Below are 25944 nucleotides of genomic sequence, written 5' to 3' on the forward strand. Positions count from 1 at the left end.
CTCCTTCGCACTGACATCGGAGCTGGGGAGGACGAAGTGTCCACGGCGAGCACGGTCCCGACCGAACTCACGCAGCCCGGAGTGCAGCGCCCCGACATGGCGGCGCTGGACCTCCCGGCGGTGGAGAACCCGGGGGAGGTTGCACCCAAGGACGCACGTGAGATTTCGAAAGTCTTCTTCGTGCGGCTGGCTTCCCTCGAGGAGGGCACCCACGAGTACCAGTACGTGCGCAACACCCTCATCGAGCTGAATCTGGCCCTGGTCAAGTACGCGGCGGGCCGCTTCCGCAACCGCGCGGAACAGATGGAGGACATCGTCCAGGTCGGCACGATCGGCCTGATCAAGGCGATCGACCGGTTCGAGCTGACCCGCGAGGTGGAATTCGCGACGTTCGCCGTCCCGTACATCGTGGGAGAGATCAAGCGGTTCTTCCGCGACACGAGCTGGGCCGTGCATGTGCCGCGCCGGCTCCAGGAGCTGCGGATCGACCTGGCCAAGGCGGTGGACGAGCTTTCCCAGAAGCTCGACCACACACCCACCACCGCGGAACTCGCGGAGCACCTCGGGATGGACGAGGAAGAGGTCATCGAGGGCGTCGTCGCGAGCAACGGCTACACGGCCGGTTCCATCGACATGCCCATGGACGACGCGTCGGACCACGCGGCGGTGCCGCTGTCCGACCGGCTCGGCGAGCCCGACGCCGAGCTGGAGACCGCGGAGAACGTGCAGGCGCTCAAGCCCCTGATCGAGGAGCTCGACGACCGCGACCGGCGCATCCTGCAGATGAGGTTCGGCGAGGAGATGACGCAGTCGGAGATCGGCGACGAGCTCGGCGTGTCCCAGATGCATGTGTCCCGGCTGCTGTCGCGGATCACCGGGCGGCTGCGCGAGGGGCTGCTCGTCGTGGAGTGACCGGTCGTGGAGTGACCGAGGGGCCGTCCCGCTGTCCGCAGCGGACTTCCGCCCGAACCGGTCCCCGGCGGCGGACGCCGGGGGCGGTTCGGGAGGCCTGAACCGATGCCCCCCACGGGCAGAAGCGGCGTCCTGCCCGGCAGGACGCCGCTTCTGCGCAGGACGCCGCTTCTGCATCGGCTTCTGCGTCGTGTCGCGGGCGCGGGCGTTGTACCGGGCCCCCTCCGCGTCGGGCCGTTCCTGCCGTGACGTTCCTTCAGCAGACGGCGCCCGACGGCGCCGGGCGCACCCACGTCGCCCGGATGCTCTTGCCGCAGGGGTACTGACGGACCTCGACGCGGCCCGCGAGCCGCTGCACCATGTGCCAGCCGAATCCGCCGCCGCCCGCGAAGTCCGGCTCCCTGGCGACCGGTGCCTGCGGGCTGGAGTCGTCCATCTGCACGAGCAGCATGTCGTGCCCCGCCGTCAGCCGCAGCCGCCACCATCCGGCCGTGTGGCGCACCGCGTTGGTGACGAGTTCGGAGACGACGAGCAGCACCGCGTCCGGGTCCACCCACGGGCAGTGCTGCAGCAGAAACTCCGCGGTGGCCGTACGGGCGCCCGCGCTGTGCCTGCTCTCCTCGTGCGGTGATTCCTCGATCACCACCTGGGGCTGTGCGTTCATCACGGCTCGCATACCCAGAAGTCGCGGAAGTATCAACCTCGCGAACCGGACGTGTCCCGTCGGGCCTCTTCGTGCCTGGCGCCCCGGCCCTCGGCCCCGGCCCCTGCCGGCCCCGTCCCGCACGAACCGGCACGCGCCTGCCAGCCGGCCGGCTTCGCCCCCCGTGAGGCTTTCGTTCACCTCGGCGCAACGTTTCCCCATACCTCCGCCCCGTGCGCAATGATCGTCCGTAGTTGCGCAACAATGGTGCATTCCGGGTGTGAGCCTTCGAAACATAGGCTCAGGCCCCGTACCAGGAGTGGCGGTGACCGTCAGCTCGGCGGTCCTGCCTTCGCACGGGTTTCTCGTGTGCCGACGGGTACAGCCGGCTTTCGCCGCCGCCGACCCCGCAGCAGATGAAGGAGCCCGACGTGCTGGACCCCGGCGCAGCGCCGCCCGCGACAGAACCATCGTCCGCCCCCGGCTCGGGCGCGCGCGCAGCGGGCATCCTCGCCCGGCTGGCGCGGCGCAAGCCCGTCGAGCAGCTCGTCGCCGAGGGCGGCCAGGGCGAGGGCGGCGCGCTGCGCCGCTCGCTCTCGATGTGGCAGCTGACCATGATCAGCATCGGTGCCACGCTGGGCACCGGCATCTTCGTCGTCCTCGGCGAGGCCGTGCCCAAGGCCGGTCCCGCCGTGACGCTGGCTTTCGTCTTCGCGGGCCTCACCGCGTTGTTCTCGGCGCTGTCGTACGCGGAGCTGGCCGGCACGATCCCCGTGTCGGGCTCGTCGTACTCCTACGCCTACGCCACCCTCGGCGAGCTCGTCGCCTGGATCTGCGGCTGGTGCCTGCTGCTGGAGTACGGCGTCTCCGTCGCGGCCGTCGCGGTCGGCTGGGGCGACTACCTGAACGAACTCCTCGACGGCACGATCGGTGTCACGCTTCCCGCCGCGCTCTCCGCGCCCCCCGGTGACGGCGGCCTGTTCAACCTGCCGGCCCTGATCGTCGTGATGCTGGCGATGGTGTTCCTGCTGGGCGGCGCGAAGGAGTCCGCCCGCGCCAACACGATCATGGTCATGGTGAAGATGGCCGCACTGGTGCTCTTCTGCGTGATCGGCTTCCTCGGCTTCAAGTCCGGCAACTACGCCGACTTCATGCCGCTCGGCGTCCAGAGCATCGGCGCCGCGGGCGCGATCCTGTTCTTCTCGTACATCGGCTTCGACGCCGCCTCCACCGCGGGCGAGGAGGCCAGGAACCCGAAGCGCGACCTGCCGCGGGCGATCATGCTCTCCCTCGTCATCGTCACCGCCCTGTACGTGCTGGTCGCGACCGTCGCCGTGGGCGCCTGGGACTGGCGGAAGTTCGCGGGGTCCGAGGCGTCCCTCACCGCGATCATGAACGACGTCACCGGGCAGTCGTTCTGGGGCACGCTCCTGGCCGCCGGCGCGGTGGTCTCCATCGCCAGCGTCGTCCTCACCGTCCTCTACGGGCAGACCCGCATCCTGTTCGCCATGTCCCGCGACGGCATGGTGCCCAAGGTCTTCGGCCGGGTGAGCCCCAGGACCGGCACACCGCGCGTCAACACCGTGATCGTCTCGCTGTTCTGCGGCGTTCTCGCCGCGGCGGTGCCGCTCGGTGAGCTCGTCAACGCGACCAGCATCGGCACCCTCTTCGCCTTCGCCCTGGTCAACGTCGCCGTCGTGGTGCTCCGCGTGACGAGGCCCACGATGGACCGCTCCTTCAAGGTGCCGTTCGGCCCGGTCTTCCCGGCCCTCGGCTTCCTCTGCTGCGGCTACAGCATGTACAGCCTCGACCTCGTCACCTGGAAGGTCTTCGGACTCTGGATGGCCGCCGGGCTCGTGTTCTACTTCCTGTACGGCTACCGCCGCTCCCGTCTGAACGCCGCAGAGAAGTGAACAGTCCGCAGTGACCCTGAACGATCTCGATGAGCGCATCGTCCACGCCCTGGCGGAGGACGCCCGCCGCTCCTACGCCGACATCGGCTCGATGGTGGGCCTCTCCGCCCCGGCCGTGAAACGGCGGGTGGACCGGCTGCGTGCGGAAGGCGCCATCACCGGTTTCACCGTGCGCGTCGACCCCAAGGCGCTCGGCTGGGCGACCGAGGGGTTCATCGAGATCTACTGCAGCCGCAACACATCGCCGGAGGCGATCGAGCGCGGCCTGAAGCGCTACCCGGAGATCGCGTCCGCGTCCACCGTGACCGGTGAGGCGGACGCGATCGTCCAGGTCTTCGCCTCCGACATGCGGCACTTCGAGCGGGTGCTGGAGCGGATCGCGGGGGAGCCGTTCGTGGAACGCACCAAGTCGGTCCTGGTGCTCTCCCCGCTGCTGCGCCGCTTCTCGTCCGGCGCCCCCACGTAGCTCTGCGCAAGAACGGGCTCTACAGGGCCGGCTTCCAGGGCAGCACGCGGAAGTCACCGGTGCCGGCCTTGACCGTCTCGAAGGGCGCGGAGCTCACGCACTTGGGCAGGTCGGGGGTCTCGGTGGGGCTTCCGGTGGACGCCCAGCTGTAGCCGAGCCGGTCCTTGTGCCCCGTGTCGTGGACCGTGACGCCGACCCGCTTGCCCTCCGCGCCCTCCAGGTCCGACTTCGTGATCACACCCGAGACGACGGCGACCTTGCCGCCGGTGATCAGGCAGTCGACCTCCGCCTCCGCGAACGCGCCCTCCCCGTCGAGGTAGTGGCTGAACCGGAACGTGCCGGTCGCCTTCGACGGATCGTCGTTGTGCTCGGCCGCCAGGTGCGCGTCGAAGGTGAAGGTGATGTCGTCGCCCAGCGAGCGGTACAGCTTGGCGGACCCGGTCAGCGACGCGGCCTCGCGCTGCTTGCCTGCCGGGCGGTCCTCGCCGGCCGGGCGGTCCTCGCCGGCGGCGACGGCCGATCCGGCGGCGCCGGCCGTCATGAGCAGTGCCGCGCAGATCGCTGCGATCTTCGTACGGTGATGGACGGAACGGTTCACGGTTCCCCCTCGTCGAGTGTGCGGTTGGGACGCCCACCACTCTTGCGGCCACCCGCCCCGCGCACATCGCGCCGAAGGCTTCCCCGGCCTCCGCCCCGAGGATGGGGAGACCGGCCTCCGGGTAGTCCCGGAGACGTAATCGCCGTGCGACGCAGGGTGCATGGAACGGGCAGGCCCGCGCCCTGCGCAACGAATCGCCGGGGACCGGCCGGGGACGCAACGGATCGCCCGATCGCGTGCAACGGTGACGGCTTGTCCCGCCCGAGCGCCGGACCGTACCGTCATAGGCGTCTCCCTTTCATCCCCGCCCCATGCCCGAGGTCACCCATGCCCCTGCGCACCGCCCTGCTCCAGAGTTCCGGCCGACCGGGCTCGGTCGCCGAGAACCTGAAGGTGCTGGACGAGGCCGCGGGCCGGGCCGCCCGGGGCGGCGCGGGGCTGCTCGTCTGCCCCGAGCTGTTCCTGACCGGGTACGCGATCGGGGACGACGTCCCCGTGCTGGCCGAGCCCGCGGACGGGCCGGGCGCCGCCGCCGTCGCCGGGATCGCGGCGCACCACGGCGTCGCGGTGCACTACGGCTACCCCGAGCGCGCGGGCGAGGTCATCCACAACTCCGCCCAGCTGATCGACGCGTCCGGCGACCGTCTCGCGAACTACCGCAAGACGCATCTCTTCGGCTCCTTCGAGCAGCAGTGGTTCACCCCCGGCGACGAGCCCGTCGTCCAGGCCGACCTCGACGGCGTCCGCGTCGGCATGCTGATCTGCTACGACGTGGAGTTCCCGGAGAACGTCCGGGCCCACGCCCTGGCCGGCACCGACCTCCTCCTCGTCCCCACCGCGCTGATGCACCCGTTCCCCTTCGTGGCCGAGTCCCTCGTCCCGGTCCGGGCGTTCGAGAGCCAGCTCTACGTCGCGTACGCGAACCGGGTCGGGCACGAGGGAGATTTCGAGTTCACCGGCCTGAGCTGCCTCGCCGGCCCCGACGGCACGGCGCGCGCCCGGGCCGGCCGCGGCGAGGAGCTGGTGATCGGCGACGTCGACCCCGTACTGCTCGGCGCCTCGCGGGAGAACAACCCGTACCTCCGCGACCGGCGCCCCGGGCTGTACGGCTCCCTCAGCTGACGCCCCCCGAACCCCTCTCCCGCTTCATCAAGTTCGTGCAAGGAGTCCGTACCCCATGACGTCCACGGTGCCCACCACTGCCGTCCAGCACAGCGACGCCCAGCCGCCGATCACCATGTTCGGTCCGGACTTCCCGTACGCCTACGACGATTTCCTGGCCCACCCCGCGGGCCTCGGCCAGATACCGGCGACCGAGCACGGCGCCGAGGTCGCCGTCATCGGCGGTGGCCTCTCCGGCATCGTCGCCGCGTACGAGCTGATGAAGATGGGCCTGAAGCCCGTCGTCTACGAGGCCGACCAGATCGGCGGCCGGCTGCGCACCGTCGGCTTCGAGGGCACTGGCACGGACGGGCTGACCGCCGAGATGGGCGCGATGCGCTTCCCGCCGTCCTCCACGGCGCTGCAGCACTACATCGACCTCGTCGGCCTGACCACCGAGCCGTTCCCCAACCCGCTCGCGCCCTCGACGCCGTCGACCGTCGTCGACCTCAAGGGCGAGTCGCACTACGCGGAGAGCATCGACGACCTGCCGCAGGTCTACCGCGACGTGATGAACGCGTGGAACGCCTGCCTGGAGGAGGGCGCCGACTTCTCCGACATGAACCAGGCCATGCGCGAGCGCGACATCCCGCGCATCCGCGAGATCTGGGCCAGGCTCGTCGAGAAGCTGGACAACCAGACCTTCTACGGCTTCCTCTGCGACTCCGAGGCCTTCAAGTCCTTCCGGCACCGGGAGATCTTCGGGCAGGTCGGCTTCGGCACCGGCGGCTGGGACACCGACTTCCCCAACTCCATCCTGGAGATCCTGCGGGTCGTCTACTCCGAGGCCGACGACCACCACCGCGGCATCGTCGAGGGCAGCCAGCAGCTGCCGCTGCGCCTGTGGGAGCGCGAGCCGCAGAAGCTCGTCCACTGGCCGCTCGGCACCTCGCTGGCGTCCCTGCACGACGGCGCGCCCCGCCCGGCCGTGACCCGGCTGAACCGCACGGCCGGCAACCGGATCACCGTCACCGACGCGTCCGGCGACATCCGCACCTACCGGGCGGCGATCTTCACGGCCCAGTCGTGGCTGCTGCTCTCGAAGATCGCCTGTGACGACGCGCTCTTCCCCATCGACCACTGGACGGCGATGGAGCGCACCCACTACATGGAGTCGTCCAAACTGTTCGTGCCGGTGGACCGGCCGTTCTGGCTGGACAAGGACGAGGTCACGGGGCGCGACACCATGTCGATGACCCTGACCGACCGGATGACCCGCGGCACGTACCTGCTGGACAACGGGCCCGACCAGCCGGCCGTCATCTGCCTCTCCTACACCTGGTGCGACGACAGTCTGAAGTGGCTGCCGCTGTCCGCGAACGAGCGGATGGAGGTCATGCTCAAGTCGCTCGGCGAGATCTACCCGAACGTCGACATCCGCAGCCACATCATCGGCAACCCGGTGACCGTGTCGTGGGAGAACGAGCCGTACTTCATGGGCGCGTTCAAGGCCAACCTGCCCGGCCACTACCGCTACCAGCGCCGGCTGTTCACCCACTTCATGCAGGACCGGCTGCCCGAGGACAAGCGGGGCATCTTCCTCGCCGGCGACGACATCTCGTGGACGGCGGGCTGGGCGGAGGGCGCCGTGCAGACCGCGCTCAACGCCGTGTGGGGCGTGATGGCCCACTTCGGCGGTACGACCGACCCGACGAACCCGGGCCCGGGCGACCTGTACGACGAGATCGCGCCGGTCGAACTGCCGGAGGACTGATCCGCGGGCGGGTCCGTCTGCCCATGGCGCCGTCCGCCCACGCCCTGCCGGGAGTTCACCGGCACGGCGTGAGCAGGCAGCGCCCCACCAGGCCGACGCCCGCGTCCAGGCGCTCGGTGAACTCCTCGGCCAGCTCGGGCGCCTCCCGCAGCCGCCACAGCAGCCGCGCCGCCGACCAGGCGCCGTCGCGCGCCCGCTCGAGGCTCCACGAGCCGACGAGATGGGTCAGCGGATCGGCGATCTCCAGCAGGTCGGGGCCGGGCATCAGGTCCTCGCGGATGCGTTCCTCCAGCAGTACGAGGATGTCGCCGACCCGTTCGAACCCGGCTTCCAGCCCGGCCGGTTCACAGCCGAGCACCCGGCAGGAGTCCACGACCGCGAGGGCCAGGTCGTGCCCGATGTGGGCGTTGATCCCGGCGAGCGCGAACTGCAGCGGCCGTACGCCGGGATGACGCCGGTACTGGAACAACGGCCGCCAGCAGGCGGGCGGACGTCCGCCCGCCGCCACGGCCTCCACGGCCGCCAGATAGCGGCGGGCGAAGAGCACGCCGAGCGCCGCCGCGGCCGGCCGGTCCCGGAAGTGCCCGCCGTCGAGGTGCCGGGCGAACTCCTCGGTGACCGTGAGATAAACCCGGTTGAAGACCGCCAGCCCGTCCGCCGGCGGCAACTCCGAGCGCAGGGCGCGCATGCGCTCCACCACGGCGTCGACCGGCGAACCGGCCGCCGAGTGGCACTCGGACGGGCCGTGGACCGTACGCACCGCGAACTGTTCCGTCTGCGCCATGGGGGAAGGGTGCCAGTCCCGGGGCCGCCGGTGAGGTGACGGGCCCGGGCTTCCCCGGAAAGAGGGACGTTTTGCAGCGGCTACCGGCCGTTTGCCTCCGGTGCCGGTGCCGGTGCCGGTGCCGGTGCCGGTGGCGGTGGCGGTGCCTGCGCCTGCGCCTGCGCCTGTCGGTCGGCCGTCCCGTCGTACGAGGAGGTGCCGGCGTCCAGCAGGGGCTCCTCCTCCCGCACCCGCTCCTTCGTGTGCGGCGGTGCGAAGGCGCGCAGCCCGTGGTAGCCCGTGATGACGACGAGGGTGCCGAGCGCGATGCCGCCGGGCTCGAAGTCGTCGGTGATCTTCAGACTGACGCCGCCCACGCCGATGACGATGCCCACGGCGGCCGGCACCAGGTTCAGCGGGTTGCGCAGGTCCACCTTGGCGTTGACCCGGATCTGCGCGCGCTGGGCACCTTGCCTCGCGTGGCGAGGAGGAAGATCGCGGTCGCGACGCCGGACATCATGATCGCGAGGTTCGGTCGAGACCCATGAGCACCGGCGCGACGAAGCTCGCCCGAACATCGCGACCACGTGCTGCGCGCCGAGCCCCGCGGTGCGGGGCCAGGACAGCCGCTCGTCGGGTCGCACGACGGCACCGGGAGCGGGAGTCCGCCCGTCGTCGTGCAGGGTCCAGCGCACGCCGAGGTGCACGGGCCGCTCCATTTCGTCCAGTCGTCAACGATCGGCGTCAGTGGTAGTGGCCGTTCCGGAGCGGTCGGATCACCGATGAGCGGGCGCTTAGGATAGGACGGTTTTCGGCCAGTACTGCTCAGGAGCCCGTCCGTGACCACGCACGCCCCGTCCGCCGCCCCGCACGCTCCCTCCGCACCGCCCGTGCCCGGTGTCGAGGACGGCGCGCTCGTCCCGGTCGTTGTCCACTTCGACGACCTCGATGCGCTCGGCCTGCTCCACAACGCCCGCTATCCGCTGATGGTGGAGCGCGCCTGGGCGGCGTACTGGCAGCAGCGCGGATTCGCCTTCGAGGGGGACTGGGCGGCGGCGGGCGACGCCTGCAACGCCGTCAAGGAACTGCGCATCGGCTACGAGCGGCCTGTGAACCGGACCGGTGACTACGCGGTTCACCTGTGGCTGGAAAGGCTGGGCCGTACGGGCCTCACCTACGGCTTCCGCTTCTGCTCCGCGGACGGCGCCGTGACGTACGCGCGGGGTGTCCGGGTCCTCGTCAGGCTGGACCCGGACACGCTGCGGCCCGCTCCGTGGAGCGAGCGTTTCAGAGCCGAGGGTCGTGCACTGCTGGGGTCGACTCGGTGACCTTCACGCTCTGCCGGCCCGCCGAGCGCAGTACGCCGGCCCCCAGGACCAGGCCCACGGCCAGCAGGGTCACCAGGCCGAACGACACCACCAGGCTCGTCGCGTCGGCGACCGCGCCGATGGCGGACGGAGCGATCAGGCCGGAGGTGTAGGTGATCGTGGCGACGCCGGCGATCGCCTGGCTCGGGTTCGGGCCGCTGCGCCCGGCCGCCGCGAAGGCCAGCGGCACGACCACGGCGACACCGAGGCCGATGAGCGCGAAGCCGGACATGGCGAGTGCCGGATGCGGGGCCAGGACCACCAGCAGCCCGCCGGTCGTGGCCAGCACGCCGCCGGTCCGTACGGTCCGCACCGGCCCGAAGCGGTCCACGATCCGGTCGCCGGCCAGCCGTGCCACGGCCATCGTCAGCGCGAACGCCGTGGTGGAGGCGGCCGCGAGCCCCGGCGAGGTGTCCAGTACGTCCCGCAGGTAGACCGCCGACCAGTCCAGGCTGGCGCCCTCCGCGAAGACCGCGCAGAAGCCGACCGCGCCGATCACCACCGCCGACTTCGGCGGCAGCGCGAACCGGGGCGGCGGCTCGTCCCCGGCGGCGCTGCGCACGTCCAGCACGCCCTGGCAGGCGATCAGGCCGAGGACGGTCAGCGTCAGGGCGGCCAGTACGTGGTGCAGCCGGGCGTCGCTGCCGAAGTGCGCGGCGACGGTGCCGCCCGCCGAGCCGATGAGCGCGCCCGCGCTCCACATGCCGTGCAGCCCGGACATGATCGACCGGTCGAGACGGTTCTCGGTCTCGACGCCCAGGGCGTTCATCGCCACGTCGGACATGCCCGAGGTCGCGCCGTAGACGAAGAGCGCCCCGCACAGGGTGAGCAGGTTCGGGGCGAACGCCGGCAGGACCAGACTCAGCGTCCACAGGGCGAGCAGGCCGCGCAGCGCCGTGCGTGCGCCGAAGCGGTGGCTGACGGCACCCGCCAGCGGCATCGCCACGGAGGCGCCGAGCGCCGGGAAGGCGAGGGCGAGGCCGAGCTGGCCGGCACTCACCCCGGCATGGTCCTGGATCCAGGGAATACGGGTCGCGAAGCTGCCGGTCACCGCTCCGTGCACACAGAAGACGGCGGCCACGGCGAAGCGGGCGCGCCTCAGTCGCCGGAGCCCGGCCGTCGGTTCGCTGGACATGCGGAAACCCCTCCCCGAGAACGTGAGCGGTAAACTATCAGGAACCCTGCCTGATAGATGAGTGATGTACATCTGGAAGGATTCCGGCATGCCCGCATCCCCGAGCACCGCCCGGGCCATCAACGACCGGCTCGCCCTGGAACTCCTCCAGCGGGAAGGCCCGTTGACGGCAGGCCAGCTGAAGACCATGACCGGCCTCTCCCGGCCCACCGTCGCCGATCTGGTGGAGCGCCTCCAGGAGTCCGGCCTCATCCGGGTCGTCGGCGAGGCGGGCTCGGAGCGCCGGGGGCCGAACGCCCGGCTCTACGGGATCGTCGCCGACCGCACTCACCTCGCGGCGCTCGACGTACGCACCGACAGCGTGTCCGTCGTCGTCGCGGACCTGCTCGGCAGGCGTCTGGCCGAGGCGTCCCTGCCGATCGGCGACGCCGCCGAGCCCGGCCCGGCCGTGGAGCGCGCCGCCGCCCTCGTCGAGCGCACGGCCAAGGGCGCCGGAGCCGCCCAGCGCCCGAACCAGGGCGCCGGAGCCGCCACCCTGCACAGCGTCTGCGTCGGCGCGCCCGGCCTCATCGACCCTTCCACCGGCGAACTCCGCGACACCACCGGCCTGCCGGCCTGGCACCGGATGCTCGTGGCCGCCCTCCAGCAGCGGCTGCCCGCCCGGGTGATCGTCGAGAACGAGACCAACCTCGCGGCCGTCGCCGAACAGCGCCTGGGCGCCGCGAGCGACCGTGACTCCTTCGCCTTCCTCTGGCTGGGCCACGGGGTCGGCGCGGGCATCTTCCTCGACGGCCGGCTGCGCAGGGGTGTGTCCGGCGGCGCGGGCGAGATCGGCTTCCTCCCGGTGCCGGGCACCTCGGGCATCCCCTCGGCCGTCGACTGCGCGGGCGGCTTCCACTCGCTGGCCGGGTCGGCGGCGATCTGCGAACTCGGGGAGCGGTACGGTCTCGCCGCCGGGGCGGCGGCGCAGGAACCGCCCGCGGCGGGCGTCGTCAGGGCGGCCGTGGCAGAGGGCCGCCACGCCTTCCTCGACGCCCTCGCCGACCGCCTGGCCCTCGGGGCCGCCGCTGTCGCCGCGGTCCTGGACCCCGGATGCGTCGTTCTCGGCGGCGAGACCGGACACGCGGGCGGCGGGCCGCTGGCGTCGCGCGTCGAGGCGAGGGTCGCCCGCCTCTCACCGCTGCGGACGCAGGTGCGCGCGGGCGCCCTCGGCGGCACCGCCGTCCTGAGCGGCGCCCTGCTGACGGCGGGGGAGGTGGCGCGGGGCGAACTCTTCGGGGGAGGCACGGGAAGTACGGGCAGCGCGGGAGGCGCGAGGCGGTGAGGCTCCGGGGCAGCTCCGAACCCGGGCGCGTGCTGCCCCGTGGGCGTAACGTCCCTGTATGAGGGGTTCGGGTCATGCGGGCTGATGCGTCGCCCGTCCGGCGCCCGGACGGCGTGTGCGGGCCTCTGACGCCGGAGGTGTGCTGTGACCAGGCCGGATGAACCAGCGGCCGGCGAGGACGTCCTGGGCGCGGCGCTGGTCGAGACGGTACGCCGGACCGGCGCCGGAGTCGGCGCTCTGTTCCTGCTGACGCCGGACGGGCAAGTGCTGTGCCTGGACGTGCTGTGCGGCGTGCCGGCCGGTTTCGCCGATCCGTGGAGCAGGGTCCCCCTCTCCGCGCCTGCCCCGGTGGCCGAGGCGGTCCGCCAGGAGCGGCTGGTCTGGATGGGCAGTCACGAGGAGCTGGCCCGCTCCTATCCGCGCAGCGCGGTGGCGCTGCCCTTTCCGCTCGCGCTCGTCGCCGCGCCCGTCACCGGGGTCCGGCGCTGGGGAGCGCTGCTGCTGATGTGGCCGGCCGGCCACACGAACCGCCTGACCCGGCGTGAGCAGGGTCATGTCGCCACGAGCTGCCGCCGCCTGGCACGGCTGCTGGACGAAGCGGCCGAGTCCGGCCGGCCGCGCAGCTGCGGGGACCGCCCGCGCGTGCTGCCGATCGAGACCGGACACCGGGACACCCGGCCGCCGCTGGCCGCGGCCGACTTCGCGGAGCGTCTGCCCGGCGGTTCCTGCGCGCTCGACCTGCAAGGACGCTTCGCCTTCATCACTTCCGGCGCCGCCGAGCTGCTGGGCCGCAGCGCGGAGCAGCTGATGGGCACGCTGCCGTGGCAGTCGTTGCCCTGGCTGGACGATCCCGTCTACGAGGACCGTTACCGCACGGCCGTGCTCAGCCGCCGGCCCGTGTCCTTCACGGCCTGCCGGCCGCCGGACCGCTGGCTGGACTTCCACCTCTACCCCGATGTCAGCGGCATCAGCGTCCGTGTCGTGCCCACCGGGGCCGCGCCGCCCGCGGCGCCGGCACCGCCGGTGCCCACGGCGGTCGCCAACCCGGCCCGGCCGGGGCAGCTCTATCAGCTGCTGCATCTCGCCGCCGCGCTGACCGAGGTCGTCGGGGTGCGGGACGTCGTCGACCTGGTGGCCGACCAGATCATGCCCGCCTTCGGCGCGCAGGGCCTTGTCCTGTCCGCCGCCGAGAACGGCCGGCTGAAGATCACGGGGCACCGCGGCTACCCCGCGTCGGTCATCGAGCGACTCGACGGCCTGCCGCTCGACACCCGGTTCACCCCGGCCGGGCAGGCCCTGGCCAGCGGCATCCCCTCGTTCTTCGCGGAGCCGGGGGAGATGGCCCGGAGCTATCCGGAGGCGCCACAGGCCAGCGGCAAGCAGGCCTGGGCGTTCCTGCCGCTGATCGTCTCCGGCCGCCCCGTCGGCGTCTGCGTCCTGACGTACGACCGTCCCCGTGTGTTCTCCGCGGAGGAGCGCGCCGTCATGACGTCGCTCGCGGGGCTCGTCGCCCAGGCGCTGGACCGCGCCCGCCTGTACGACACCAAGCACGAACTCGCCCACGGCCTGCAGCAGGCCCTGCTGCCGCACACCCTGCCCGACATCGCGGGACTGGACGTCGCGGCGCGCTACCTGCCCGCCACGCACGGCATGGACATCGGCGGCGACTTCTACGACCTGATTCCGCTGGGTGACACGGCCGCCGCGACCGTCATCGGCGACGTGCAGGGCCACAACGTGGAGGCGGCCGCTCTCATGGGGCAGGTCCGTACCGCCGTCCACGCCTTCGCGAGTCTGGGCCCGCGCCCCGGGGGGGTGCTGTTCCGGACCAACCGGCTCGTCACCGATCTCGATCCCGGGCTGTTCAGCACCTGCCTCTACACCCACATCGACCTCGTGCGCGGCCGCGTGAGTCTGGCCAACGCGGGGCATCCGCCTCCGCTGCTGCGGCTTCCCGACGGCCGTACGCGCCCGCTTCCGGTCCCCGCGGGACCGCCGCTGGGCGTCCTCGCGGGCGCGGCCTACCCCGTCACCGAGATCCCGCTGGTGCCGGGGACGACGCTCGCCTTCTACACCGACGGTCTCGTCGAGACGCCCGGCACCGATCTCGACGTGTCCATCGAGCGGCTCGCGGAGCGCTTCGCCCGGGTCGAGGACGACGACCTCGGCCGTGTCGTCGACACCCTGGTGAGCCAGGTGCCCGCCGGGCGGCAGCGCGTCGACGACATCGCCCTTCTCGTCCTGCGCAGCCGCGCCGCGCCCGGCTGAGCGGCACCCGCGCCACGCCCGCTTGCGGGTGAAGCCGCGCCACCCACCGCTGAGCGTGGAGGCGGGCCGCTGCCGGAGCAGCGGCCCGCCGGGGCCCGGCGGCGGCAAGGGCCGTCAACCGCCGCCGGGCTGTCACAGTGCGCGGTGTCAGCAGGGACCGAGGTCCTGCCAGACACCCCACTCACCGGTCGTACCGGGCTCCTCGCCCTTCGTCCACCACTTGGACTTCCACTGGTGCGACCCGTGGGACACGGTCGTCCCGCCGCCGTAGGCGGAGCCGGCGTCCCAGGCGGGCGCGGAGCAGTCACCGGGAGTCGGTGTCGGCGTCGGGGACGGGTCCGGGCCGCCGCCGGAGCCCGGCTCGACCAGGGTGGTGCCGCGTGCCAGGTCGCCCGCCAGCGCGTAGGTGGTGGCGCCGATGGTCACGGTCCAGTCGGAGGGCGTGGACACCGGCAGGTAGTAGTTGAACGCCAGGTCGACGGTCGCGCCCGGGGCCAGCGACTGCCAGGCCGGGAGCTTCAGCGACACCCGGTGGAAGTCGCCCTTCAGGCCGCCGATGTTGTCGCCGGTGTGATCGCTCTTGATCACCTTGGTGCCGAAGCCCGACTGGTCGGAGGCGTTGGCCGGTGCGGCCGTCGCGTAGTCGAACTGGAACTCCGTGCCGCCCGGCAGCGTCGCGGAGGTGTTGTTGGTGATCCTCAGCTTCGGCGTGATCGGGTAGTTGGAGTCGCCCAGCTTGAAGTCGGTGAAGTCCACGGCGATGTCCACCGCGTCGGTGGGCAGCGGCGTGTTGCTCTTCTTCGCCCCGTACGGCGCGGCCGACCTGAACTTCTCGTACATCGCCGTCGTCAGCGTGTCGCCGATCTCGTACTGGCCCTTCGCCGCGTTCCAGTCGTAGTCGCCCGCGAGCTCCCAGACCATCGTGCCGCCGATGCCGCGGTCGACCACGTAGTCCGCCTTGGCGGCCACCGACTGCTCGTCCTCGGTGGAGAGGAAGACCCTCTTCTCGGCGTTCCACAGCCACGGTGCGACGAGCGTGGAGTCGTACTTGCGCACGTACGTGCCGGTCAGCCGGGTGTCCGCGGGGAAGCCGTAGCGCGTGACGTAGTCGCCGACGATCCCCTTCTCCAGGTTCTTGGCGTGCCACATCGGGTTGGAGCCCGCCGGGGACTCGTTGCCGTTGTCGTCCTTGTCGTGCCAGAGGTTGTCGATGCCGACGGCGCCGTCACCGCACTTGGCCAGGCCGGAGCCGGCCGGGCAGGAGGTCGCGGCCGCCCTGCCCCACAGGCCGTCCGTGCCGCCCTGCACGTTCTTGTGGCCGCGGGTGTAGTACGGCAGGCCGATGTTGATCCGGCCGGCCGGCATGGAGCCGCGGAAGTAGTGGTACGCCCAGTCGGTGTTGAGGTATCCGATGCCGCCGTACTGCGCGCTGCCGTAGACGTTCGCCGAGGCCAGTTCGGCGTCCCTGCCGTCGTCGAAGAGCGAGGCGTTCGGGCCGACGTACTCGTTCCAGGCGCCGTGCAGGTCGTACGACATGATGTTGACGTAGTCCAGGTACTTCTGGACCTGGAAGGTCTCCATGCCGCGCAGCAGATAGCCGGAGGACGGTGCGGCGACGGTGAGCAGGTAGTGCCTGCCGTCGGCGGCCCCGGCCCGGTCGAGCTTCTCGCGCAGCGTCTTCATCAGTGCCGCGTAGCCCTTGTTGAGGCCGGCCCGGCGGGCGTTGGAGACCGGGAAGTCGGCCGGGTGGCCGGCGTCCTTCATCGACGTCGGGTACTCGTAGTCGATGTCGACGCCGTTGAAGCCGTACTTCTTGATGAAGGCGACGGCCGAGTCGGCGAAGGTTTCGATGCCGGCCTGGTTGACCGAGCCGTCGGCGTTGGTGGCCATCGTGTAGAAGCCGCCGGAGTCCACCCGGTCGCCGTCGTCGTCGAAGTAGCCGCCGGTCTCCGCCCAGCCGCCGACGGAGATCAGCGTCTTGACGTCCGGGTGCTGCTTCTTGAACTTGTTCAGCAGATTGAAGTGGCCCTTGTACGGCAGCGCCGGGTCCATCTCCGCCCCGGCGACGCCCGGCCAGGTCATGCCCGTCGCGGCGTTCTTGGCGCTGTCGGCGCCCACCGAGAGCTTGTTGGCCGAGTCGATGTGCCCGAAGGCGTAGTTGATGTGGGTGACCTTGTCCCACGGGATGTCGGAGGCGAGGTAGGCGGGGGCGCCGTCCTTGCCGGTGCGCCAGCCGGTGAAGTAGCCGATGACCCGGCGCTGGTGGTCCGCGCCCATCTTCTCGCGGCCCTCGGCGTCGTAGACCGAGCAGTACGGGACGTCGACGCCGGGGGTCGCGTAGAGCCCGTCGGGCCGGCAGTTCTCCGGCGACGCGGCGTGGGAGACGCCGGGGGAGAGCACGCCGGCCAGCAGCGCGGCCGCGGCGGCGCCGGCCGCGAGCAGGGACGCCCCGGCTCTGGTGCGGGTGGGGGACTGCACGATCGGTTCCTCCTGGTGGGGATCCCCTGTATCGCCCGCCAGGAGCACAGGGGGTTTGGCCTCGCCAACTGGCGAATGGAGACAAGGGGTTGGCCGTGGTGTGCGCAGACCGGCGGGCCTGGTCCGCGGAGGTGCCGCAGACATTAAAAGGACTAGACCAGTGCGTCAATAGGTCTGGACCAGTTCCGGGTGAATGTGACGCCGGGTGACGTGATGTGCGCGCATGTGACTGAGTCCACAGAAGTCACCCGCATGGCTGAGTGCGCGGCGTGGCACACTGTCCCTGTATCAGCAGCAGCGCACTCCGGGGTCGGTGCAATTCCGAACCGGCGGTTACAGTCCGCGACCCGTCCGCAGCCAGCGGCCGGTTGACCAGGTGAAATTCCTGGACCGACGGTTAAAGTCCGGATGGGAGGCAGTGCGCGGCGGGTGTCACCGTCAGGTGCGTCGGCCGTCTGTCGATCGCCGTGCACGATCCGGCGACCGGCTTTCCGGCCTCGGCGTTCCCCTGGTGTCGTTCCCGCTCTCTGTCGTTCCGACAGGCCCCGGAGTCCGTGCCCGAGAGGCAGGAGAACCGGTGGCCACCGCAGCCGACACGGACGCCATGCGCCGAGCGATCACGCTCGCCGCCCGCGGACTCGGCTCCACCAGCCCCAACCCGGTCGTCGGGTGCGTCATCACGGACGCCTCGGGACACGTGGTCGGCGAGGGCTTCCACCAGCGCGCCGGCGGACCGCACGCCGAGATCCACGCCCTGCGCGCGGCCGGCGTCCTGGCCCGCGGCGGCACCGCGTACGTCACTCTCGAGCCGTGCAACCACACCGGCCGCACCGGCCCCTGCGCCCAGGCGCTGACCGAGGCCGGGATCGCCCGTGTGGTCTACGCGGTCGCCGACCCCGACCCGCAGGCCACCGGCGGCGCCGACACCCTGCGCGCCGCGGGCGTCGACGTCGCGCACGGCCTGCTGGAGGCGGAGGCCGAGGCGGGCAACATCGCCTGGCTCACCTCCGTACGCCTCGGCCGCCCGTACGTGACCTGGAAGTACGCCGCCACCCTGGACGGCCGGATCGCCGCCGCCGACGGCACGAGCCGCTGGATCAGCTCACCCGAGTCCCGCGCCGACGTCCACCGGCTGCGGGCCGAGTCCGACGCGGTCGTGGTCGGCTCCGGCACCCTGCGCGCCGACGATCCCCATCTGGCGGTACGGGGCGCCGAGGGCGTCACCCAGCCGCTGCGGGTCGCGGTGGACACCAACGCCACCGCGGTGCGCCCCGGCGCGCGGATCCTGGACGACGCGGCGCCGACGCTCGTCGCGGTCGCCGACGACGCCCCGCCGCCGTCCGCCGCGGCCGGGGCAACCGTCGTGCGGCTGCCGCGGGACGAGCGCGGGCTGTCCGTGCCCGCGCTGCTCGCGGCGCTCCACGAGCGCGGCGTCCGCTCCGTACTCCTCGAAGGCGGCCCCACCCTCGCCGGCTCCTTCGTGGCCGCCGGGGCCGTCGACCGCGTCATCGGCTATCTCGCCCCCGTACTCCTCGGCGCGGGCCCCGCCGCCCTCGCCGGCGGCGGAATCACCACCATCACCGAAGCGTTGCGGCTCGACGTCACCGGGGCCGAGCGCATCGGCGCCGATCTGCGTGTCACCGCGACCGTCCCCAAGGGAGCCTGAAGTGTTCACCGGAATCGTCGAAGAACTGGGCGAGGTCACCGCCGTCGAGCACCTCGGCGACGCCTCCCGCTTCCGCCTGCGCGGCCCGGTCGTCACCGAGAACGCGAAGCACGGCGACTCCATCGCCGTCAACGGCGTCTGCCTGACCGTCGTCGAGACCGCCGGCGGCGAGTTCACCGCCGACGTGATGGCCGAGACACTGAAGCGCTCCGGCCTCGGCGCGCTCGGCGCGGGTTCCCGCGTCAACCTGGAGCGGCCCACCGCGGTCGGCGCACGGCTCGGCGGCCACATCGTGCAGGGCCACGTCGACGGCACCGGCACGATCCTCGAGCGCATGCCCTCGGAGCACTGGGAGATCGTGAAGATCTCGCTGCCCGCCGAACTCGCCCGCTACGTCGTCCAGAAGGGCTCGATCACCGTCGACGGCGTCAGCCTCACCGTGGTCGAGGCGGGCGCAGACCACTTCACGATCAGCCTCATCCCCACCACCCTCGCCCTGACCACGCTCGGCCTCAAGAAGCCCGGCGACCCGGTCAACCTCGAGGTGGACGTCATCGCCAAGTACGTCGAGCGGCTGCTCGGCGCGCAGGCGCAGGAGAGTGCCGAGTGAGCGCCCTGGACTGGCTGAACGGCGAGGCCTTCACGGCCTTCGGTCAGCACATCAAGTGGTCCGACATGATCGGCAACATCATCGGGCTGCTCGCCCTCGCCCTCGGCTGGCGGCGCTCGATCTGGACCTGGCCCGCCCAGTTCCTCTCCGGCGTCATCCTGTTCGCCGCCTTCGCCACGTCCCATCTGACCGGCAGCGCCGGCAAACAGGTCGTGGTCATGGCCGTGGCGGCCTGGGGCTACTGGCAGTGGTCCCGCGGCCGGCAGCAGGCCCAGGACGGCTCCGTCGCGGTCAGGTTCGCCACCTGGCGCGAGCGCGGCTACCTGGCCGGCGGCGCGGTCGTCGGCACCCTCGCCGTCGGCGGCCTCTTCACCCTGTACCCGTCACTGTCCTGGGACCCCTGGCCCGACGCGTACATCTTCGTCGGCACCCTCGTCGCGATGGTCGCCCAGGCCCGCGGCATGGTCGAGTTCTGGTTCGCCTGGCTGCTCGTCGACCTCGTCGGCGTGCCGCTCAACTTCGCCAACGGCTTCGCCTTCTCCGGCTTCGTCTACGTCGTCTACGGCGCGCTCGTCCTGTGGGGCATGCGCGACTGGTGGCTGCGTTCCCGCCGGAGCGGCCGGCCCTCTCTGGAAGGAGCTACGGCATGACCGCGCAGCCCGCCTGGTACCTGACCGACAGCGCCGAGGACCTCGCGCTCGACCCCGTCGAGCAGGCGGTCCGCGACATCGCGGCCGGCCGGCCCGTCGTGGTCGTCGACGACGAGAACCGTGAGAACGAGGGCGACCTCGTCATCGCCGCCGAGAAGGCCACCCCCGAGGTCGTCGCCTTCATGATGAGCGAGTGCCGCGGCCTGATCTGCGCTCCGATGGAGAGCGAGGAGCTGGAACGGCTCGAGCTGCCCCAGATGGTGCAGCGCAACACCGAGTCGATGCAGACCGCCTTCACCGTCTCCGTCGACGCCGGCCCCGCCTACGGGGTCACCACCGGCATCTCCGCGTCCGACCGCGCCACCACCCTCCAGCTGCTGGCCGGCGGCACGGCAGGGCCCGGCGACTTCGTGCGCCCCGGGCACGTCTTCCCGCTGCGCGCCAAGGCCGGCGGAGTCCTCACCCGCCCCGGCCACACCGAGGCCGCCGTCGACCTCGCCCGCCTCGCGGGCCTGCGCCCCGCCGGCGCGATCGTCGAGATCGCCGGCGAGGACGGCGTGATGCTCCGGCTGCCCGAGCTGATCCCGTTCGCCCGCAAGCACGGCCTGACGATCATCTCCATCGAGGACCTGATCGCCTACCGCCGCAGCGCCGAACCGACCGTCAGGCGCGAGGCCGAGGTGCGACTGCCCACCTCGGCCGGTGAGTTCACCGCCTACGGCTACCGCTCCACCGTCGACGGCGTCGAGCACGTCGCCCTCGTCCACGGCGAGATCGGCGACGGCGAGGACGTCCTGGTGCGCGTCCACTCCGAATGCCTCACCGGCGACATCTTCCACTCGCTGCGCTGCGACTGCGGTCCCCAGCTGCAGACCTCCATGGAGCGCGTCACCGAGGCCGGCCGGGGCGTCGTCGTCTATCTGCGCGGGCACGAGGGCCGCGGCATCGGACTGCTGTCCAAGCTGCGCGCCTACGAACTCCAGGAGCGCGGCAGGGACACCCTCGACGCCAACCTGGAGCTCGGACTGCCCGCCGACGCCCGCGACTACGCCGCCGGGGCGCAGATCCTCGCCGACCTCGGCGTGCGCAGCGTGCGTCTGATGACCAACAACCCCGACAAGTCCACCGCCCTCGTCCGGTACGGCATCACCGTCCTGGGCCGCGAGCCGATGCCGGTCCTGGCGGGCGAGCACAACCTGACGTACCTGCGCACCAAGCGCGACCGGATGGGCCACGACCTGCCCTGGCTCGACGCGGCCCCCGCGACGACCTGCGGCAACCAGTAGTACGAACCGCGCGACCAACCCGCGCGGCGAACGAAGCAAGAACGGCTAGGGAGAATCATGAGCGGCAAGGGTGCGCCCGAACTGTCCGTCCGCAACTGCGGCGACCTCCGGGTGGCGGTGATCGCGGCCCAGTGGCACGAGAAGGTCATGGACGGCCTCGTCGACGGCGCCCTGCGCGCACTGCACGAGCTCGGCATCGACGAACCGACGCTGCTGCGCGTCCCCGGCAGCTTCGAGCTGCCCGTCGTCGCCAAGGTCCTCGCCGGCCGGGGCTACGACGCGATCGTCGCCCTCGGCGTCGTCATCCGCGGCGGCACGCCGCACTTCGAGTACGTGTGCCAGGGCGTCACCCAGGGCCTGACCCAGGTCTCCGTGGACACCGGCGTCCCGATCGGCTTCGGCGTGCTGACCTGCGACACCGAGGAGCAGGCCCTCGACCGGGCGGGCATCGAGGGCTCGAACGAGGACAAGGGCCACGAGGCCGTCACGGCGGCCGTGGCCACCGCGACCGTCCTGCGTTCAGTATCTGAACCCTGGCGCTGAGCAGCGACCGCTTCCGCGTACTCTGGGACCACCATGCCGAATAAGACGTTCGAGGAGCTCTTCGCCGAGCTCCAGCAGAAGGCCGCCGAGGGCGACCCCGCCACCTCCCGCACCGCCGAGCTGGTGGACAAGGGCGTCCATGCCATCGGCAAGAAGGTCGTCGAAGAGGCCGCCGAGGTGTGGATGGCCGCCGAGTACGAGGGCAAGGAAGCCGCCGCGGAGGAGATCTCGCAGCTGCTGTACCACGTCCAGGTGATGATGGTCGCCCGCGGGATCTCCCTCGACGACGTCTACGCCCATCTCTGAGCCGGCCCGGCTCCACACGCACGTAAACACCCACGCGAACATCACCCCCCCGCGAACAAAGGAAGCCCGTCTCATGCTGCGCATCGCCGTCCCCAACAAGGGTTCACTGTCCGGACCTGCGTCGGCGATGCTCCATGAGGCCGGCTACCAGCAGCGCAAGGAGTCCAAGGAACTCGTCCTCGTCGACCCCGAGAACGAGGTCGAGTTCTTCTACCTGCGCCCGCGCGACATCGCGATCTACGTGAGCTCCGGCAAGCTCGACATCGGCATCACCGGCCGCGACCTGCTGCTGGACTCCGGTGCGAACGCCGAGGAGATCCTCCAGCTCGGCTTCGCCCGGTCCACCTTCCGCTACGCCACCAAGCCCGGCACCGCGAAGGGCGTGGCGGACTTCGGCGGGATGACGGTCGCCACCTCCTACGAGGGCATCGTCGCCAAGCACCTCGCCGACAGCGGCATCGACGCCTCCGTCGTCCACCTCGACGGCGCCGTCGAGACGGCGATCGAACTGGGCGTCGCGCAGGTCATCGCCGATGTCGTCGAGACCGGTACCAGCCTGCGCAACGCCGGCCTGGAGGTCATCGGCGAGCCGATCATGACCTCGGAGGCCGTCGTCATCCGGCGCACCGGCGCCGACCCGGACCACGCCCAGGTGCAGCAGTTCCTGCGCCGCCTCCAGGGCGTCCTCGTCGCCCGCAGCTACGTGATGATGGACTACGACTGCCGGGTGGAGAACCTGGAGCAGGCCGTCGCCCTCACCCCCGGCCTCGAGTCGCCCACCATCTCCCCCCTGCACCACGAGGGCTGGGTCGCCGTCCGCTCCATGGTCGCCGCCAAGGAGGCCCAGCGGATCATGGACGACCTGTACGCCCTCGGCGCGCGGGCCATCCTGACCACGGCCATCCACGCCTGCCGCCTCTGAGGGACGCACCGCACACCATGTCCTCACCCGCACCGGCGGCCCCGCCGCCCGCGCTCCCGGTCACGTTCCGGCCGACCCGTACCCGGATCGTCCTGCTCACCGTGGGCGCGGTCATGTTCACCACCGTCACCGCCGTCACCCTGATGCTGGACCGGCTCAGCCCGCCCGAGAAGGCCAGCTTCGTCTTCACGGCGCTGCTCTTCCTGGGTGTGCTGGCCCTGCTGAGCCGGCCCAAGGTCGTCGCCGACGACGAGGGCGTCACCGTCGTCAACCTCACCCGGACGCGCCGACTCGCGTGGGCGGAGATCCTGCGGGTGAATCTGCGGTCCGGCGACCCCTGGGTCTTCCTCGACCTCAGCGACGGCACCAGCCTGCCCGTCCTCGGCATCCAACCCGGTATCGCCAAGGCCCGGGCCATCGAGGACGCCCGCGCCCTGCGGGCTCTCGCCGAGACGCTGGGCACCCGGCCGGAGGAACGCTGAGCGGCGGTGCCCCTGCCCCCGCCGGGCGGGCTTGATTACTCTATGGGCGGCGGCGCCGAGTGCGCCCCGCCCCGCGCTCGTACGGCCCGTCGGCCGGCGGGGCATCCTGCGACCCGAGGAGTGACTCCCTCCAGCGATGGACGGATCGTCCGGTAGTACCTGCGCCGCCCTCTCCCAGGAGGCGGCGGCATGATCATCCCGCTTCTGCTGCTCGCCGCAGCGTTCCTTCTCATCCTCGCCAACGGCTTCTTCGTGGCCGCCGAGTTCGGGCTCGTCACGGTGGAACGCGCCGACGCCGAGCGCGCCGCGGCCGAGGGCGACCGCCGCGCCCGCCGCGTCGTCGCCGCGCTGCGCGAACTGTCCTTCCAGCTCTCCGGCACCCAGCTCGGCATCACCCTCACCTCGCTCGTCGTCGGCATGCTCGCGCAGCCGGCCCTGGCCGGGCTGCTCGGCGGACCGCTGACCGCGACCGGGCTGCCCGCCGGCGCCGTGCCCGGCGTCGCGGTGGTCATCGGCATGCTGCTGGCGTCCGCCGTCCAGATGGTGATCGGCGAACTGGTCCCCAAGAACTGGGCGGTGTCCAGGCCGCTCCAGGTGGCCCGGTTCGTGGCCGGTCCGCAGACCGCGTTCTCGACCGTCTTCCGCCCGGTCATCACCCTGCTGAACGCCGCCGCCAACCGGCTCGTACGGCTGGCGGGGGTGGAGCCGGCCGAGGAGCTGGCGTCCGCCCGCACCCCCGGCGAGCTGATGTCGCTGGCCCGCCACTCGGCGCGGGCCGGCACCCTGGAGCAGGACACGGCCGACCTGTTCGTACGCACCCTGTCGCTCGGCCACCTCACCGCCCAGCATGTGATGACGCCCCGGGTGAAGGTGAGCGCCCTCCAGACCGGCGCCACCGCGGCGGACGTCCTCAACCTCACGCGCGCCACGGGACTCTCCCGCTTCCCCGTGTACCGGGAACGCATCGACGAGATCGTCGGCATGGTGCACCTCAAGGACGCCCTCGCGGTGCGCTCGGACGAACGCCGGCGGGTCGCGGTGGAACGGATCGCCGTCCCCCCGCTGCTGGTGCCCGAGACCCTTCCGGTCCGCCAACTGCTGGAGCAGCTGCGCAGCGAGCAGCCGATAGCCGTCGTCGTCGACGAGTACGGCGGCACGGCCGGCGTGGTCACCCTCGAGGACATCGTCGAGGAACTCGTCGGCGAGGTCCGGGACGAGCACGACGACGAGACAGAAGGCCACCCCGAGCTGGCCCCGGCCGCGCCGGAGGACGGACGGCCCGCATGGGAGGCGGCCGGCAGCTGCCGGGTCCTGACGCTGCGCCGGATAGGCGTCGAGGTGCCCGACGGCCCCTACGAGACCGTCGCCGGCCTCGTCGCCGACCTGCTCGGACGCATCCCCGCTCCCGGCGACCGCGCCGAACTGCCCGGCTGGCGACTGTCCGTGCGCCAGGTCGACCGCTACCGCGCGGAGCGCGTGCGCCTGGTGCGGACCGCCGACGCGGCCGCGCCGTACGACGTGATGACGGGGGCCGCACGGTGAGCGCCCTGCAACTGCTGTTCGCCCTGCTGCTGGTGGTGACGAACGGCTTCTTCGTCGGAGCCGAGTTCGCCCTCGTCTCCGTACGCCGCAGCCAGATCGAGCCGCTCGCCGCAGCCGGCTCCGCACGGGCCCGCCGGGTTCTGCACGGTCTGGAGAACCTGCCGCAGATGATGGCCGCCGCCCAGTTCGGCATCACGGTCTGCTCCCTCACACTCGGCGCCGTCGCCGAGCCGACCGTCGCCCATCTGCTGGAGCCGGTCTTCCACGCGGCCCATGTCCCCGAGGCGCTGGTCCACCCGCTCGGCTATGTGATCGCCCTGGCCGTCGTGGTCTTCCTGCACCTCGTCGTCGGCGAGATGCTGCCGAAGAACCTGGCCATGGCGGCGCCCGAGCGGACCGCCCTGTGGCTCAGTCCGGGACTGGTCGGCTTCGCCCGGCTCTGCCGCCCCGTCACCAGCGGACTCGGCGCCTGCTCCCGGCTGGTGCTGCGGGCCTTCGGGGTCGAACCGAAGGACGAGGTCGAGGCCGTCTACACCAGTGTGCAGCTGGGCCGGCTGGTCGAGGACGCGGGCCACGCGGGGCTGCTGCACCCGGAGGAGCAGGAGCGGCTGGAGGACGCCCTCGAACTCGGCAGCCTCCCGGTCACCGATGTCCTGATCCCGCGTGCCCAACTGGTCACCGTCGCGCCGTCGGTCACCCCGCGGCACCTGGAGGAACTGACGGTCCGCACCGGCTTCTCCCGCTTCCCGATCTGCGCGGAGGGCGGGGGCCCGTTCATGGGGTATCTGCATGTCAAGGACGTGCTCGACCTCGAGGACGGCGAGCGGGCCGTGCCCCAGCACATCTGGCGGCCGATGGCGACGCTGCGCGCCGAACTGCCGCTGGACGACGCGCTCACCGTGATGCGGCGTGCGGCCACCCATCTCGCGCAGGTCGCCGACGCGTCGGGGCGGGTGCTGGGGCTGGTCGCGATGGAGGACGTCCTGGAGATGCTCGTCGGCGAGGTCCGCGACCCGGCCCACCGGCTGCCGGCCACCGGGGCGGTCCGCAGGGCCCCCGTCGTGCCGGTGTCCCCGGCCTCCGCGGTCGCTCCGGCCTCCGCGGTCGCTCCGGCCTCCGCCGTGGCTCCGGAGCCCGAGGAGGCGGATGCGCAGGACGGAGCCGGGGAGCTCGTGAACGGCTGAACAGCCGCACC

General features: G+C 71.9%; 24 protein-coding genes, 1 pseudogene and 1 riboswitch. Of the genes and pseudogenes, 18 read left to right on the plus strand and 7 right to left on the minus strand.

All coding sequences use genetic code 11. The features are described from left to right. Positions 1 to 36: 36 nt before the first annotated feature. Positions 37 to 912, plus strand: coding sequence for an RNA polymerase sigma factor SigF (locus ACFYOP_RS30500; RefSeq protein WP_388453530.1), 876 nt, complete (start codon positions 37 to 39; stop codon positions 910 to 912). 256 nt (positions 913 to 1168) lie between these two features. On the opposite strand, the gene ACFYOP_RS30505 is transcribed toward ACFYOP_RS30500, so the two are convergent. Beyond that, entirely contained in the window at positions 1169 to 1576 is a 408-nt protein-coding gene (locus ACFYOP_RS30505; protein WP_356898306.1) for an ATP-binding protein, read from the minus strand. 410 nt (positions 1577 to 1986) lie between these two features. On the opposite strand from ACFYOP_RS30505, the gene ACFYOP_RS30510 reads away from it, so the two are divergent. Both ACFYOP_RS30510 and ACFYOP_RS30515 read left to right on the plus strand, forming a co-directional pair. Then, positions 1987 to 3468 carry an amino acid permease gene (locus tag ACFYOP_RS30510; RefSeq protein WP_356898339.1) on the plus strand — a complete coding sequence of 494 codons (1482 nt, stop codon included), beginning with the start codon at positions 1987 to 1989 and terminating at the stop codon, positions 3466 to 3468. 10 nt (positions 3469 to 3478) lie between these two features. Further along, on the plus strand, positions 3479 to 3934 hold the full coding sequence (locus tag ACFYOP_RS30515) for an Lrp/AsnC family transcriptional regulator (protein WP_356898307.1): 456 nt from the start codon (positions 3479 to 3481) through the stop codon (positions 3932 to 3934). Positions 3935 to 3953: 19 nt separating this feature from the next. Here ACFYOP_RS30515 and ACFYOP_RS30520 read toward each other — a convergent pair whose 3' ends face one another. Next, entirely contained in the window at positions 3954 to 4475 is a 522-nt protein-coding gene (locus tag ACFYOP_RS30520; RefSeq protein WP_356898340.1) for a Repetin, read from the minus strand. Between the two features lie 384 nt (positions 4476 to 4859). Between ACFYOP_RS30520 and ACFYOP_RS30525 the strand changes: the two genes are divergently transcribed. Then, positions 4860 to 5654 carry a carbon-nitrogen hydrolase family protein gene (locus ACFYOP_RS30525; RefSeq protein ID WP_356898308.1) on the plus strand — a complete coding sequence of 265 codons (795 nt, stop codon included), beginning with the start codon at positions 4860 to 4862 and terminating at the stop codon, positions 5652 to 5654. 55 nt (positions 5655 to 5709) lie between these two features. Continuing rightward, positions 5710 to 7407 (plus strand): NAD(P)/FAD-dependent oxidoreductase, encoded by a 1698-nt coding sequence (locus ACFYOP_RS30530; protein ID WP_356898309.1) that lies wholly within the window; start codon positions 5710 to 5712, stop codon positions 7405 to 7407. Positions 7408 to 7462: 55 nt separating this feature from the next. Here the strand turns inward: ACFYOP_RS30530 and ACFYOP_RS30535 are convergent, their stop codons facing one another. The 3 genes and pseudogenes from ACFYOP_RS30535 to ACFYOP_RS30545 all read right to left on the minus strand — a co-directional run. Continuing rightward, on the minus strand, positions 7463 to 8191 hold the full coding sequence (locus ACFYOP_RS30535; protein ID WP_356898310.1) for a DUF5995 family protein: 729 nt from the start codon (positions 8189 to 8191) through the stop codon (positions 7463 to 7465). An 80-nt stretch (positions 8192 to 8271) separates the two neighbouring features. Beyond that, a complete protein-coding gene (locus tag ACFYOP_RS30540) occupies positions 8272 to 8604 on the minus strand; it encodes a hypothetical protein (RefSeq protein WP_388453535.1) in 333 nt (110 codons plus the stop codon). A gap of 26 nt (positions 8605 to 8630) precedes the next feature. Further along, positions 8631 to 8877, minus strand: a pseudogene (locus tag ACFYOP_RS30545) (nitrate reductase); the annotation flags it as partial. 183 nt (positions 8878 to 9060) lie between these two features. On the opposite strand from ACFYOP_RS30545, the gene ACFYOP_RS30550 reads away from it, so the two are divergent. After that, the gene (locus ACFYOP_RS30550; protein WP_356898341.1) at positions 9061 to 9498 is read left to right on the plus strand and encodes a hotdog domain-containing protein; all 438 of its coding nucleotides are present in this window, start codon (positions 9061 to 9063) and stop codon (positions 9496 to 9498) included. On the opposite strand, the gene ACFYOP_RS30555 is transcribed toward ACFYOP_RS30550, so the two are convergent. After that, a complete protein-coding gene (locus ACFYOP_RS30555) occupies positions 9458 to 10672 on the minus strand; it encodes an MFS transporter (RefSeq protein WP_356898311.1) in 1215 nt (404 codons plus the stop codon). The two genes, ACFYOP_RS30550 and ACFYOP_RS30555, sit on opposite strands and share 41 nt — an antisense overlap. Positions 10673 to 10760: 88 nt before the next feature. On the opposite strand from ACFYOP_RS30555, the gene ACFYOP_RS30560 reads away from it, so the two are divergent. Beyond that, positions 10761 to 11996, plus strand: coding sequence for an ROK family transcriptional regulator (locus tag ACFYOP_RS30560; protein ID WP_356898312.1), 1236 nt, complete (start codon positions 10761 to 10763; stop codon positions 11994 to 11996). 144 nt (positions 11997 to 12140) lie between these two features. Next, positions 12141 to 14264, plus strand: a complete 2124-nt coding sequence (locus ACFYOP_RS30565) for a SpoIIE family protein phosphatase (protein WP_356898313.1) — start codon at positions 12141 to 12143, stop codon at positions 14262 to 14264. A 147-nt stretch (positions 14265 to 14411) separates the two neighbouring features. Here the strand turns inward: ACFYOP_RS30565 and ACFYOP_RS30570 are convergent, their stop codons facing one another. Continuing rightward, on the minus strand, positions 14412 to 16742 hold the full coding sequence (locus ACFYOP_RS30570) for a chitinase C-terminal domain-containing protein (protein WP_356898314.1): 2331 nt from the start codon (positions 16740 to 16742) through the stop codon (positions 14412 to 14414). 295 nt (positions 16743 to 17037) lie between these two features. Further along, positions 17038 to 17168: riboswitch (FMN riboswitch) on the plus strand. A gap of 151 nt (positions 17169 to 17319) precedes the next feature. Here ACFYOP_RS30570 and ribD point away from each other — a divergent pair. The 10 genes from ribD (at position 17320) to ACFYOP_RS30620 (ending at position 25933) form a co-directional block, all read left to right on the plus strand. Next, positions 17320 to 18408, plus strand: coding sequence for a bifunctional diaminohydroxyphosphoribosylaminopyrimidine deaminase/5-amino-6-(5-phosphoribosylamino)uracil reductase RibD (gene ribD / locus ACFYOP_RS30575; RefSeq protein ID WP_356898315.1), 1089 nt, complete (start codon positions 17320 to 17322; stop codon positions 18406 to 18408). Position 18409: 1 nt separating this feature from the next. Beyond that, the gene (locus ACFYOP_RS30580) at positions 18410 to 19018 is read left to right on the plus strand and encodes a riboflavin synthase (protein ID WP_356898316.1); all 609 of its coding nucleotides are present in this window, start codon (positions 18410 to 18412) and stop codon (positions 19016 to 19018) included. 5 nt (positions 19019 to 19023) lie between these two features. Beyond that, a complete protein-coding gene (locus tag ACFYOP_RS30585) occupies positions 19024 to 19668 on the plus strand; it encodes a nicotinamide mononucleotide transporter family protein (protein WP_356898342.1) in 645 nt (214 codons plus the stop codon). Further along, positions 19665 to 20954, plus strand: a complete 1290-nt coding sequence (locus tag ACFYOP_RS30590) for a bifunctional 3,4-dihydroxy-2-butanone-4-phosphate synthase/GTP cyclohydrolase II (protein ID WP_356898317.1) — start codon at positions 19665 to 19667, stop codon at positions 20952 to 20954. Before ACFYOP_RS30585 ends, ACFYOP_RS30590 begins: the two co-directional genes overlap by 4 nt. Before the next feature lie 57 nt (positions 20955 to 21011). Beyond that, positions 21012 to 21497 carry a 6,7-dimethyl-8-ribityllumazine synthase gene (gene ribH, locus ACFYOP_RS30595; RefSeq protein WP_356898318.1) on the plus strand — a complete coding sequence of 162 codons (486 nt, stop codon included), beginning with the start codon at positions 21012 to 21014 and terminating at the stop codon, positions 21495 to 21497. Positions 21498 to 21530: 33 nt separating this feature from the next. Then, positions 21531 to 21803, plus strand: a complete 273-nt coding sequence (locus ACFYOP_RS30600; protein ID WP_356898319.1) for a phosphoribosyl-ATP diphosphatase — start codon at positions 21531 to 21533, stop codon at positions 21801 to 21803. Between the two features lie 73 nt (positions 21804 to 21876). Continuing rightward, entirely contained in the window at positions 21877 to 22725 is an 849-nt protein-coding gene (hisG, locus tag ACFYOP_RS30605; RefSeq protein WP_356898320.1) for an ATP phosphoribosyltransferase, read from the plus strand. Positions 22726 to 22742: 17 nt separating this feature from the next. Beyond that, positions 22743 to 23207 (plus strand): PH domain-containing protein, encoded by a 465-nt coding sequence (locus tag ACFYOP_RS30610; RefSeq protein ID WP_356898321.1) that lies wholly within the window; start codon positions 22743 to 22745, stop codon positions 23205 to 23207. A 189-nt stretch (positions 23208 to 23396) separates the two neighbouring features. Beyond that, complete coding sequence (locus ACFYOP_RS30615; protein WP_356898322.1) at positions 23397 to 24749, plus strand: hemolysin family protein; 1353 nt, start codon at positions 23397 to 23399, stop codon at positions 24747 to 24749. After that, positions 24746 to 25933 (plus strand): hemolysin family protein, encoded by a 1188-nt coding sequence (locus tag ACFYOP_RS30620; RefSeq protein ID WP_356898323.1) that lies wholly within the window; start codon positions 24746 to 24748, stop codon positions 25931 to 25933. Before ACFYOP_RS30615 ends, ACFYOP_RS30620 begins: the two co-directional genes overlap by 4 nt. Positions 25934 to 25944 lie beyond the last annotated feature (11 nt).

Origin of the sequence: Streptomyces sp. NPDC006294 (assembly GCF_042870895.1) — a bacterium.
Lineage (GTDB): Bacteria > Actinomycetota > Actinomycetes > Streptomycetales > Streptomycetaceae > Streptomyces.

Excerpts from the sequence above, each read along its gene's own strand:
- ACFYOP_RS30520 (WP_356898340.1), bottom strand. The coding sequence starts at position 4,475 with ATGACGGCCGGCGCCGCCGGATCGGCCGTCGCCGCCGGCGAGGACCGC.
- ACFYOP_RS30505 (WP_356898306.1), bottom strand. The coding sequence starts at position 1,576 with ATGAACGCACAGCCCCAGGTGGTGATCGAGGAATCACCGCACGAGGAG.
- ACFYOP_RS30525 (WP_356898308.1), top strand. The coding sequence starts at position 4,860 with ATGCCCCTGCGCACCGCCCTGCTCCAGAGTTCCGGCCGACCGGGCTCG.
- ACFYOP_RS30610 (WP_356898321.1), top strand. The coding sequence starts at position 22,743 with ATGTCCTCACCCGCACCGGCGGCCCCGCCGCCCGCGCTCCCGGTCACG.
- ACFYOP_RS30535 (WP_356898310.1), bottom strand. The coding sequence starts at position 8,191 with ATGGCGCAGACGGAACAGTTCGCGGTGCGTACGGTCCACGGCCCGTCC.
- ribH (WP_356898318.1), top strand. The coding sequence starts at position 21,012 with ATGAGCGGCAAGGGTGCGCCCGAACTGTCCGTCCGCAACTGCGGCGAC.
- ACFYOP_RS30615 (WP_356898322.1), top strand. The coding sequence starts at position 23,397 with ATGATCATCCCGCTTCTGCTGCTCGCCGCAGCGTTCCTTCTCATCCTC.
- ACFYOP_RS30555 (WP_356898311.1), bottom strand. The coding sequence starts at position 10,672 with ATGTCCAGCGAACCGACGGCCGGGCTCCGGCGACTGAGGCGCGCCCGC.
- ACFYOP_RS30530 (WP_356898309.1), top strand. The coding sequence starts at position 5,710 with ATGACGTCCACGGTGCCCACCACTGCCGTCCAGCACAGCGACGCCCAG.
- ACFYOP_RS30560 (WP_356898312.1), top strand. The coding sequence starts at position 10,761 with ATGCCCGCATCCCCGAGCACCGCCCGGGCCATCAACGACCGGCTCGCC.
- ACFYOP_RS30590 (WP_356898317.1), top strand. The coding sequence starts at position 19,665 with ATGACCGCGCAGCCCGCCTGGTACCTGACCGACAGCGCCGAGGACCTC.
- ACFYOP_RS30600 (WP_356898319.1), top strand. The coding sequence starts at position 21,531 with ATGCCGAATAAGACGTTCGAGGAGCTCTTCGCCGAGCTCCAGCAGAAG.
- hisG (WP_356898320.1), top strand. The coding sequence starts at position 21,877 with ATGCTGCGCATCGCCGTCCCCAACAAGGGTTCACTGTCCGGACCTGCG.